This window comes from Corallococcus sp. CA041A, from assembly GCF_003612075.1.
GTDB classification, from domain to species: domain Bacteria; phylum Myxococcota; class Myxococcia; order Myxococcales; family Myxococcaceae; genus Corallococcus; species Corallococcus exiguus.
Map to the genome: position 1 here is coordinate 1 of NZ_RAWF01000319.1, position 10,428 is coordinate 10,428.

Consider the following 10,428-nt stretch of genomic DNA (forward strand, 5'->3'; position numbering starts at 1 on the left):
GGTGGGGGTGGACATAGCAGCAGGGGTCGCCTGGGGTGGTGCGGAAGAGGTGATGGGATGGATTGGGCCCGCGGGAACGTGTGGTTCGAATGGGCCCCCGGCGAAACGCCAGAGGAGCGCGGCGATGGCGAGCGCGACGATGCCGGCGAGGAGACCACGCCATTGGCCGCGGTCGCGGTCAACTCGGGCGACGTGCCGCTGGAGCGACTGGGGGATGGAGGGCATCTCCAGCGCCTCCGAGGCCGGCTCGCCGTGGCGCTGTTTCGAGGGCGGATGAACCGGCACGTCGTATTCAGCGGAAGCACTGGCTCGGAGTTCCGCGAGCTCACGGCGCAGCGCCTCGGTGTCGACCGGACGCTTCTTGGGGTCTCGGGCCAGGACGCTCTCCACGAGATCGCTCAACTCCGCTGGAACCCGCGCATTCACCAGGCGGGGTGGCGGCGGTGGGAGGGCAAGACTGTTCAAGTCGAAGCGCGGACGAAACTCCGTCGGTCGTGGGTCCGTCAGCAGCTCATGGAGCATGACACCGACCGCGAAGATTTCGTCGGCGACCTGGAAGGCGTAGCGCGCCCGGCGCTCATCCTTGTGCTCGCGCAGGAACTTGAACTGCTCGGGGGCGCGATAGCGGTCCGTGCCTGGAGGCAAACCCCCGTTCGTCAGGTCTTCGGCGAGCGTATAGGTCGCGCAACTGAAGTCGATGATGACGGGCTCGCCGTCGCTCTTGCGGATGAGGACGTTGGACAGCTTCAGGTCCCGGTGCAGGATGCCCCGGCCGTGCATGTACGACAGCGCACCGGCGAGCTTCTCGAAGACGCCGAGGATTTCACGAACGGTCGGGTGCTTGCGCTCCGCCCACTCCGCGAGCGTCCAGCCGTCCACATAGTCGAGCGCGAGGTAGAGGTTCCCGCTCTCCGCGAGGCCATGCCCTTGCGGCCGGACGATGTTCGGATGGTCCAGCATGAGCAGCGCCGTCAACTCCCGCAGCGTCCGAGCATGGGTCTGCTTGAGGTCGCCGCTGGACTCCCGGTGCTGGGCCACCTTGATGGCGCGGTGCCTGCCGTTCTTTTCGCCCAGGAAGACGAACGCGAAGCCTCCGTCGCCGAGTGCCTTGGCCACCTGCCATCCATCAATGAGCGAACCGGGAGGAAGGTTGATCATCGTCGCGCTCATTGGACAGCCACCTCCGCGGGCTGTGGAAAGCGTACGGCTGGAATCGTGAGATGACGTCCCCCATCCCCGCGCACCTCCAGGGTGAAGACAAGGTCTGCCTTCGTTTCAGGCATTTCCACGACCACAAGGACCCGCCTCCACTCACCAGGAGGAATCGGCCCCGGCTGCTTCGCGACGAGCCTCGCTCGCAGAGGCAGGTCGAGCCGGCCCACGAACGTTGCCTCTCCGGGTGTCCAGTCCGGGTGGTCCAACTCATTCTTGATCTTCACGTCCGCCAGAATCCATTTCGTGCCCCGAAAGGCCACGAGCGACTCCACGGAAAGTCCCTGTACAGGCCCCCTCCGGCCCTTTCTGCTGGACGCCGCGATGCCCTTGTCGTCCACGTAGCCAAGCAGCACGAAGTCTTCCGGTTTCGGCGCTGGTGCTTGAGCCGAGGGCGGACAGGTCGTGTTCAGAAGCTCCAGGCGCTGCACGTCGATCCGCGAGTCCACTTCAGCCGGGTGGTTCATGAGCACGAAGGCGGCCCGTGCGGGCGCTCGGCCATCGTCGAAGAAGACTCCAATCTCCAGACGCTCATCGTCACCAAGACTGGCCACGGGCTGAATGATGACGGAGCGCTCGCCCGCATCCAGGAGGCGGATCCGGGACTCATCGAAGGTCAGGGTCTTCTTCTGGATCGGCGAAGAGAAGAGGAACACTGTCGGCGTGTCTCCCGCCACATGGACGATGGGCAGCGGATCGGCGGACGTGCTGGCGATGGTCACGGTGCGCTGACGCCCGATGCGCGTCCTCGTGGCCGGCTGTGCCTGCGCGGCAGCTCCCCAGGTGACAATGAGCGCCAGGGGAAGAGCCAATCTGAAGGGTTGGAGCAAGGATTCGTGACCTCCCGGATGGGCACGCTACCATCGCGGGTGTTCGCGCAGTGGGCTCTTTCCCTTGGCCAAAGTCGCGTCCCAAGCCCCTTGAGCGAGTCAAGACGCTGCCTGGTCGCTACTCCCTGGTAGGGCGCTTACCTGTTCAACCAGAAGTAAGAGTTGGCACTGGTGAGCGCCCTCTCCAGGAACTCGCTGAAGGAGACGGCGATGGGGCGCACGCCTTGAGGGAAGGTCTCGTGGTACGCGTCGAGGAGCGGGTACCGGCCATTCACCGGATGGGCGACGTCCAGGATGACATAGTCGGAGTCCTGGAGATCCACGAGCGTGTACCAGGACGCGGAGCCGAACTGGTCGTCATCACCTGGGCGCATGGCCATGCGGGCTCGGCGGATCTGCTCCAGAGGCAGCAGGTGGTAGTTCGCGTCCGGGAAGGGCTGGAAGAGGGCCGCGCCATCGCAGTGCAGGTAGAAGGCGCGCAGTTCCTCATCGAGCTTCCATCCGACGCGCGCCTCGAAGGCGGCAAGTTGGGCGGGTGTGGCGGGAGGATTGGGGAAGTGGCGGGCGGAGATTTCCGCCAGCAGTCGCTGCATGTTCGTGAGCATGGTGCCGCCCTCAGTCCACGTAGGGGCGCTCAGGGCCCGGTGCCAGCCACTTCCCACTTGGTGCGTAGCAGGCGGGGTACTCGGAATTGAAGACGTTGTGTACGTCATCCGGGGCTGGCAGCACGTTGCTCGGCGCTGTCGGCGGGCCACCGTGGCCCAGGTCGAAGATGTGATGGCCCGGCCAATACTTGCCAGAGCTCGACTTCGGCCACGGGCCAAATTCTCGCCCCCATGCATCACGGAAGCCCGGACGGGCGTTGTTCCATGTCTTCCGCAGGCTTTCTCCATCCACCTTCGGGTAGTCGCAGCAGCAGTGGGTGATGGCCATTCGCCCACCGGCCTCCGCAGGCATGAAGAAGTAGCGGCCCTTCCAATCGCTTTTGATGTCCGCCAGCCAGATGCAGCCCATGAGCCGGTGGCCCTGGGCAGCGCATTTCGATTCGCACCGGGACAGGAATGCGGCGCTGCATTGCCAGGGGCCATAGTAGATGGTCGTGCTCAGCTGTCCTCCATCAGGAGTCACGACCGAGCCTGACCACTTCGCCGAGACCGGTTTGCCGACGGTGCCGATAGTGGCTGATCCACAGCCAACGAGGACGAGTACAAAGGCGGTCGTCGCAGTGCGTTGAGTGCAGACAGGCATCATGGCAAGGCGTGATAGCGCGATTGCTTCCATCCGGAAAAGGGAGAGGACTCCGATGTTCGTCATCATGGGAGCCACGGGCCGGTTGGGCCGTTTCGTCATTGAGGGACTGCTGAAGAAGGTCCCCGCGAACCAGATCGCGGTCGCGGTGCGCAATCCGGACAAGGCCACGGAGTGGGCCGCGCGCGGCGTGCAGGTGCGCCAGGCGGACTACAGCCGCCCGGAGGAGTGTGACGGCGTGTTCTCCCTCGGGGACACGGTGCTGCTCATCTCCTCTGGTGAGGTGGGCCAGCCGCTGGCCGCCACGCTCCAGCAGGGCTGAGAAACACCACGGGGGAGCAGTCCCTGTCGGACGGCCCCCCCGCGTTGCTTCAAGTCTGGACCTCGCGTCAGGCCACCTGCGCTCCGGCGCCGCTCTGGCGGGCCACTTCACGCGGCTCCGGGTACACGGCGCGCTGGGGCGTGGTGATGCGGATGACGCCCAGCTTGGACAGCACGCGCATCACCTGCCACGTGGGGTCGATTTCGAAGGCGCGCGCCGCGAAGTTCGGGCTGCTGCCGTACTTGTGGTGGTTGTTCTGGAACAGCTCACCCATGCACAGCACGTCCACCGGCAGCGTGTTGCGCGACTTGTCGGCGCCCTTGAAGTTCCGGTAGCCGTACTTGTGCCCGCACCAGTTCACGATGGCTCCGTGCACCGGCCCCATCACGAAGTGCACCGGCAGCAGCAGGAACATCCAGGGCGACGTCGCGAACGTCGCGTAGAACGCCGTGTACAGCGCCACCCAGCCCAGCACCGCGAACCAGGACTGGCCCAGCGTCTCGTCCACGAGCTTCCACTCCGGATAGCCACCCTCGAAGCGCGGCTCCGGCTGGATCCGGCGCGCCAGGATGCCCGTGTAGCGCTCCTTCGTGTGCCACATCATCCGCATCACGTCCTTGAAGTAGTGCGGCGAGTGCGGGTCGTTCTCCGTGTCCGAGTACGCGTGGTGCTCGCGGTGCAGGATGGCGTAGGCGCGCGGCGACAGGTACGACGAGCCCTGCACCAGGTAGGTGAGCAGGTGCATCACCTTCTCCGTGCGCGGACCCATGCTGTACATGCGGTGCGCCGCGTAACGGTGCTGGAAGAAGCTCTGGAAGAAGACGCAGAGCAGCCAGTGACTGATGAAGAAGATGACGATGGCCATGACTCTCCCGTGATGACAGACACAGGGCTAACACCCCCCCTGTCATGGCAATGTCAGCGCTCCCCATGTCACCGGCAGCGGACCGGCCCCACCGTCCCGTCCCGGACGCACGCCACTGAGCGTCCCATTCCTCCGCCTGTCCGCTGGTGGATAAGGCCCGGTGCGGCCACCCATTCGTCCCCGTCCCTCGTGTCGCACCGCGACGTTGCGGGCCGTCCCCGGGGAGGGCAGAAGGGCACGCGGCGCGTCACCCCGGGCTTCACTCCCCTTGCGCCCAGGAGCCTCTACCGTGGATCGGGCAACCCTCGTCGGACTGGACAAGCAGCACGTCTGGCACCCCTACACCGCGATGGAGCAGTACATCGCGAAGACGGACCCGCTCGTCATCGTCCGCGCGGAGGGGGTCTGGCTCCATGACGCGGACGGACGGCGCTACCTGGACGCCAACGGCTCGTGGTGGGTGTCCACCCTGGGACACCGCCACCCGCGCCTCGTGCACGCACTCACCGAGCAACTGGGCAGCCTGGCCCACGTCTCGCTTGCGGGCATCACGCACGGGCCCGCGGCCCTGCTGGGCGCGGAGCTGACCGCGCTGGCTCCGGGCGCGGACCGGGCGGACGTGCCCTCGGAGCAGAAGCTGTCGCGCGTCTTCTATTCGGACAACGGCAGCACCGCGGTGGAGGTGGCCATCAAGATGGCCGCGCAGTACTGGGCCCAGAACGGCCGCCCCCGCCGCACCCGCTTCATCACCCTGACCGGCGCCTTCCACGGCGAGACGATTGGCGCCACCAGCGTGGGCGGCGTGCACGAGTTCCGAGACGTGTTCGGCCCGCTCCTCTTCGACGTGGTGCACGTGCCGTCCCCCGCTGAACCCGATGGCCACGTGCGCGCCCTGGCCGAGGTGAAGGCCGCGCTCGCGGCGGATCCGGACGGCATCGCAGGCGTCATCCTGGAGCCCGTGCTCCAGGGCGCGGCGGGCATGTGGATGTCGTCGCCGGACTTCGTGCGCGAGGTGCGCGAGGCCACCCGCGCGGTGGACACCTTCCTCATCGCCGACGAGGTCTTCACCGGCATGGGCCGCACCGGTGCTCGCTTCGCGGTGGACCTGGCTGGCGTGGTGCCGGACCTCCTGTGCCTGGCCAAGGCGCTCAGTGGGGGCATGCTGCCCTTCGCCGCCACGCTCGCGTCCGAGCGCATCTTCCAGGGCTTCCTGGGGGCGAAGGACCGGGCGCTCTATTACGGGCACTCGTACTGCGGCAACCCGCTGGGCGCGGCCGTGGCGCGCGAGGTGCTGGCCGTGTACCGCGACGAGGACGTGCTGGGGCAGGTGCAGCGCAAGGCGCCTCGCGTGAAGGCCGCCTTCGAGCGCATGGCCGCCACCCTCCCCGGGCTCGTGCGCCCGCGCGCGGTGGGCATGGTGGGCGCGGTGGACCTGGGTGGCGGAGGCTACTTCGCGGACAGCGGCTGGCGCGTCTACGAGGCCGCTCGCCGCCGCGGCCTCTACCTGCGCCCCATGGGCAACACCGTCTACATCGCGCCCGCGCTCAACATCCCGGACGCGGACCTGGACCTGCTGCTCGCGGGCGTGGAGGACAGCCTGCGCGAGGTGGCGGCGGGCTGAGTTGTCCCTCGCCACCAGCGCGTGCCGGGCAGCCCCCTCCTGCCTTCTGGTGCTGCGAGGCCGTCACCGTGCGCATCCGTTGAGTCAGGCGCCGTGCCGGTGCCGGCTCTTGAGGAGGGAACCGCCGTGACACTCGAAACCCACCGTCCGCAGACAGGCCCCGGCCTGCCCGCCGGGCTGACGCCGGACAGCGTGGAGTTGTTCCGGGCGCAGCTGCGCGGCGCGCTCATCCAGCCAGGAGACGCCGACTACGCGGAGGCGTGCCAGCTGTACAACGCGATGATCCACAAGCGCCCGGCCATGGTGGCCCGGTGCGCGGACGTGGCGGACGTCATCGCCGCGGTGGCCCTGGCCCGCGAGCGCAAGCTGCCCCTGGCCGTGCGCGGCGGCGGCCACAACGGCGGCGGACTGGCGCTGGTGGATGACGGACTGGTCATCGACCTGTCGCGCATGCGCGGCGTGCGCGTGGATCCCGAGGCCCGCACGGTGCGCGTCGCGGGCGGCGCCGTCTGGGGGGACGTGGACCACGCCACCCATGCCTTCGGGCTCGCGGTGCCCTCCGGCATCATCTCCACCACGGGCGTGGCCGGGCTCACGCTGGGCGGCGGCCTGGGATACCTCACGCGCCGCTTCGGGCTCACCATCGACAACCTGCTCGCCGTGGACATGGTGCTCGCGGACGGTCGCTTCGTCACCGCGAACGAGGAGAAGTTCCCGGACCTGTTCTGGGCGGTGCGCGGCGGGGGCGGTAACTTCGGCGTGGTGACGTCGTTCCTCTTCCGGGCCAACCCCGTGGACATCGTCATCGGTGGCCCCACGCTCTGGCCCCTGGACCGCGCGGCGGAGGTGATGCGCTGGTACCGCGAGTTCCTTCCGGCCGCGCCGGAGGACCTCAGCGGCTTCTTCGCCTTCATCACCGTGCCGCCCGCGCCGCCCTTCCCGGAGGAGCTCCACCTCCAGAAGATGTGCGGCGTGGTGTGGTGCTACACGGGCGACCCCGCGCGCGCGGACGAGCTGTTCGCGCCCGTGCTGGCGCTCAAGCCCGCGCTGCACGGCGTGATGCCCATGCCCTTCCCGATGTTGCAGACCGCCTTCGACGCGCTCTATCCGCCAGGACACCAGTGGTACTGGCGCGCGGACTTCGTGCGCGAGATTCCGGACGCGGCCATCGAGCGACACGTGTCCTTCGCCGAGCGTCTGCCGTCCATGCAGTCCACCATGCACCTGTACCCCATCGACGGGGCGGCGCACCGCGTGGGCCCGCATGACACGGCCTTCCGCTTCCGCGACGCGCGCTGGTCGGAGGTCATCGTCGGGGTGGATCCGTCACCGGAGCGGGCGGCGGACATCTCCACCTGGACGAAGGAGTACTGGAGCGCGCTGCACCCGTACTCGGCGGGCGGTGCCTACGTGAACTTCATGATGGAAGAGGGCCAGGAGCGCGTGCAGGCCACCTACGGTGACAACTACCCGCGACTGGTGGAGGTGAAGCGGACCTACGACCCGCAGAACCTCTTCCACGTGAACCAGAACATCCTGCCCGGTCCGGTGAGCCCCCCGAGCGTCGCGCACTGAAGGCGCGCGCTCAGGCCTGGGCCCGCGGAGGGAGCGGCAGGTCGATGAGGAAGGTGGCACCCTGGCCGACGGTGCTTTGCAGGACCAGCTTGCCGTGGTGGCCCTGCACGATTTGATGGGCGATGAAGAGGCCCAGCCCCAGGCCGTGAACGGTCTGGGGCGGGCCGCCGCGCTCGAAGCGCTCGAAGACGCGGGCCTGGTGCTCGGGCGGGATGCCCGGGCCGCCGTCCGACACATAGAGGATGAGCCGGTCGCCGCGCCTGGTGAACCCGATGCGCAGCGGCGTGCCCGGCGCGTACTTGATGGCGTTGGACACCAGGTTCGTCAGCACCTGCTGCATGCGCGAGCGGTCCCACCACACGCGCAGGTTCAGCTCCGCCCGCAGCTCCAGGATGCAGCGGGCCTGATCCATCTGTTCGCGGAAGGTGTCGAGGACCTCGTGCACCAGCTCCATTGGGTCGCTCTCCTCCATGTGGAAGTCCAGCTTGCCCGCGCGGATGCGTGAGACGTCCAGCAGCTCGTCCACCAGCCGCGACATCCGCTCCACCTGCCGCAGCGCGGAGTCCATCGCCGACGTGAGCTTCTCCGCGGAGGGCGGCTCGCCGCGCTTGGGAGACAGTCGCCGGCGCGTCATCTCCAGGTGCAGGAGCAGCGCGGTGACGGGAGTCTTCAGCTCGTGCGACGCCACGCCCAGGAAGGTGTCGCGCGCGGCGACCGCGTGCTGGAGGTCATGCGTGAGGGTCTCCAGTTGCTGGCGCGCGTGGGTGCGCTCGCTGACCTCCTGCACGGCGACGAGCAGGCCCTGGATGCGGCCCTTTCCGTCGCGCTGGGCGTGGATGTCCACGTCCAGCAGCAGCTCCTTGAGGCCGCCCTGGCTGTCCGGCTGGCGCGCCGGGACCTCGCGGCCCACGAAGGGTTCGCCGGTGCGGTAGACGCGCTCCAGGTGCTGGAGCAGCACGCCGTGGCCTCCGACCGGTTGCGCGTCGCGCGCGGGCCTGCCCAGCATGTCCCGGCCCATCAGGTTCGCGAACATGGGGTTGATGACAGAGAAGACGAGGTCCGGGCCCATCATCACGCACATGGCCGCGGGGGCCTGCATGAAGAAGTCGGACAGCTGCTGCCGGGCCTGCCCCAACTGGAGCTGGCTGTCCACGCGCGCCAGCAGCTCGCGCGCGGAGAAGGGCTTCACCAGGTAGTCGTCCGCGCCGGCCTGGAGCCCCTCGATGCGGGCCTCCTCGCCCGCGCGCGCCGACAGCATGATGAAGGGGATGCCGCGCGTGCGCGCGTCGCCGCGCAGCTTGTGGAGCAGCCCGAAGCCGTCCAGCCGGGGCATCATCACGTCGCTGAGGATGAGGTCCGGCGTCAGCTCGAGCGCAGCCTCGAAGGCCGCCTCGCCGTCCGCCACCGCGCGCACGTTCCAGTGGGCCGACAGCAGGCTGCTCACGTACCCGCGCATGTCCGCGTTGTCGTCCGCGACGAGGACGCGCCCACGCCCCATGGGCAGCGCGAACCCCGCGCCTGTGTTTCCCAGCACGGAGGAGCTGCTGAAAGCCCTCACTGGCTCCGGCTCGGCACCCGGCGGCGGGAGGGACTCCGGCGCATCTGGCAGCCAGCGCAGGGCCTCCTCGCTGAAGGCGGACCCCAGCTTGCCCGCGTGCGGGGTCCCTTCGTCCTCCTGGACCTGTTCAGCGGGCAGGTGCGCGCGGCCCAGCGGCAGCTCCACGAAGAAGGTGCTGCCCTCGCCCTCCACGCTGTGGACGCCCAACGTGCCGCCGTGCAGCTTCACCAACTCCTGGATGAGCGCCAGCCCGATGCCGGTGCCCTCATGCGTGCGCCCGCGCGAGGACTCCACGCGGTGGAAGCGCTCGAACACGCGAGGCAGCTCCGCCTCCGGGATGCCGGTGCCGGTGTCCCGCACGGTGAGCCGCACCCGCGTCCCCTCGCGCTGAAGCCGCACGGTGACGCCGCCGTGGAGCGTGAACTTGAACGCGTTGGAGAGCAGGTTGAGGACAACCTTCTCCCACATGTCCCGGTCCACGTAGATGGGCTCGCCCACGTCCTGCGTCTCGACGGTGTACTGGAGCCCCGCCTTCTCCATGGCGGAGCGGAAGACGCTGGCCAGGTCCTCGGTGAGCCGCGTCAGGTCCGTGGGGTGGTAGCTCGCCTTCACCCGGCCCGCCTCGATGCGCGAGAAGTCCAGCAGCGAGTTGACCAGCTTCAACAACCGCAGGGCATTGCGATGGGTGAGCTCCTGGCGCGCGCGCTGCGATGGCGGCAGGGGCGCGGACGCGTCCGCGAGCGACTCCTCCAGCGGACCCAGGATGAGCGTGAGCGGCGTGCGGAACTCGTGCGACACGTTGGAGAAGAACGCCGTCTTCGCCCGGTCGATGGCCGCCAGTGCCTCCGCGCGCTGGGCCTCCGCCTCGTAGGCGCGCACGCTGGCGACGGCGTTGGTGACCGTGGCCTGGAGCTGCTCGTAGAAGCCGCGGTAGGTGTCATCCATCGCGCGGCGGGGGCTCACGCCGGCCACCAGGTAGCCGAAGGGCTCCGCCATTCCGGCCGGGTGGATGGGCAGCACGCGCGCGTGCGTCGGCGGCTCCTCGTACGGCCCCAGCACCGTGCCCATGTCCAGGTTCAGGCTCAGCGGCGCGCGCGGCACGTCCACCGGGTCCGCGCCCGCGGTGGCGAAGGGCCACGGCCCGTCCATCCCCGCCTCCACCGGGCTCCACGCGGTGCCCGGGGGCAGGCCCATCCC

The 10,428-nt window shown here is 68.9% G+C and carries 9 protein-coding genes; 3 read left to right on the top strand and 6 right to left on the bottom strand.

All coding sequences use genetic code 11. From position 1 onward, the window contains the following. The 4 genes from D7V77_RS36640 to D7V77_RS36655 all read right to left on the bottom strand — a co-directional run. A partial coding sequence (locus tag D7V77_RS36640; protein ID WP_233597458.1) for a serine/threonine-protein kinase occupies positions 1-1,170 on the bottom strand: 1,170 nt, incomplete at its 3' end. Next, positions 1,167-2,042, bottom strand: a complete 876-nt coding sequence (locus tag D7V77_RS36645) for a DUF2381 family protein (RefSeq protein WP_120580902.1) — start codon at positions 2,040-2,042, stop codon at positions 1,167-1,169. The genes D7V77_RS36640 and D7V77_RS36645, both read right to left, overlap by 4 nt. Positions 2,043-2,179: 137 nt before the next feature. After that, complete coding sequence (locus D7V77_RS36650) at positions 2,180-2,647, bottom strand: SMI1/KNR4 family protein (RefSeq protein WP_172810418.1); 468 nt, start codon at positions 2,645-2,647, stop codon at positions 2,180-2,182. A 10-nt stretch (positions 2,648-2,657) separates the two neighbouring features. Beyond that, entirely contained in the window at positions 2,658-3,359 is a 702-nt protein-coding gene (locus tag D7V77_RS36655) for a hypothetical protein (RefSeq protein ID WP_233597459.1), read from the bottom strand. On the opposite strand from D7V77_RS36655, the gene D7V77_RS36660 reads away from it, so the two are divergent. Beyond that, the gene (locus D7V77_RS36660; RefSeq protein ID WP_306466123.1) at positions 3,346-3,612 is read left to right on the top strand and encodes an NAD(P)H-binding protein; all 267 of its coding nucleotides are present in this window, start codon (positions 3,346-3,348) and stop codon (positions 3,610-3,612) included. The genes D7V77_RS36655 and D7V77_RS36660 overlap by 14 nt on opposite strands. 67 nt (positions 3,613-3,679) lie before the next feature. Here the strand turns inward: D7V77_RS36660 and D7V77_RS36665 are convergent, their stop codons facing one another. Further along, the gene (locus D7V77_RS36665; protein ID WP_120580904.1) at positions 3,680-4,477 is read right to left on the bottom strand and encodes an acyl-CoA desaturase; all 798 of its coding nucleotides are present in this window, start codon (positions 4,475-4,477) and stop codon (positions 3,680-3,682) included. Between the two features lie 289 nt (positions 4,478-4,766). Between D7V77_RS36665 and bioA the strand changes: the two genes are divergently transcribed. Beyond that, entirely contained in the window at positions 4,767-6,098 is a 1,332-nt protein-coding gene (gene bioA, locus D7V77_RS36670) for an adenosylmethionine--8-amino-7-oxononanoate transaminase (RefSeq protein ID WP_120580905.1), read from the top strand. A 126-nt stretch (positions 6,099-6,224) separates the two neighbouring features. Beyond that, a complete protein-coding gene (locus D7V77_RS36675) occupies positions 6,225-7,673 on the top strand; it encodes an FAD-binding oxidoreductase (RefSeq protein ID WP_120580906.1) in 1,449 nt (482 codons plus the stop codon). A gap of 10 nt (positions 7,674-7,683) precedes the next feature. On the opposite strand, the gene D7V77_RS36680 is transcribed toward D7V77_RS36675, so the two are convergent. After that, positions 7,684-10,428: ATP-binding protein (locus tag D7V77_RS36680; protein WP_120580908.1), on the bottom strand; the 2,745-nt coding region annotated here is incomplete at its 5' end.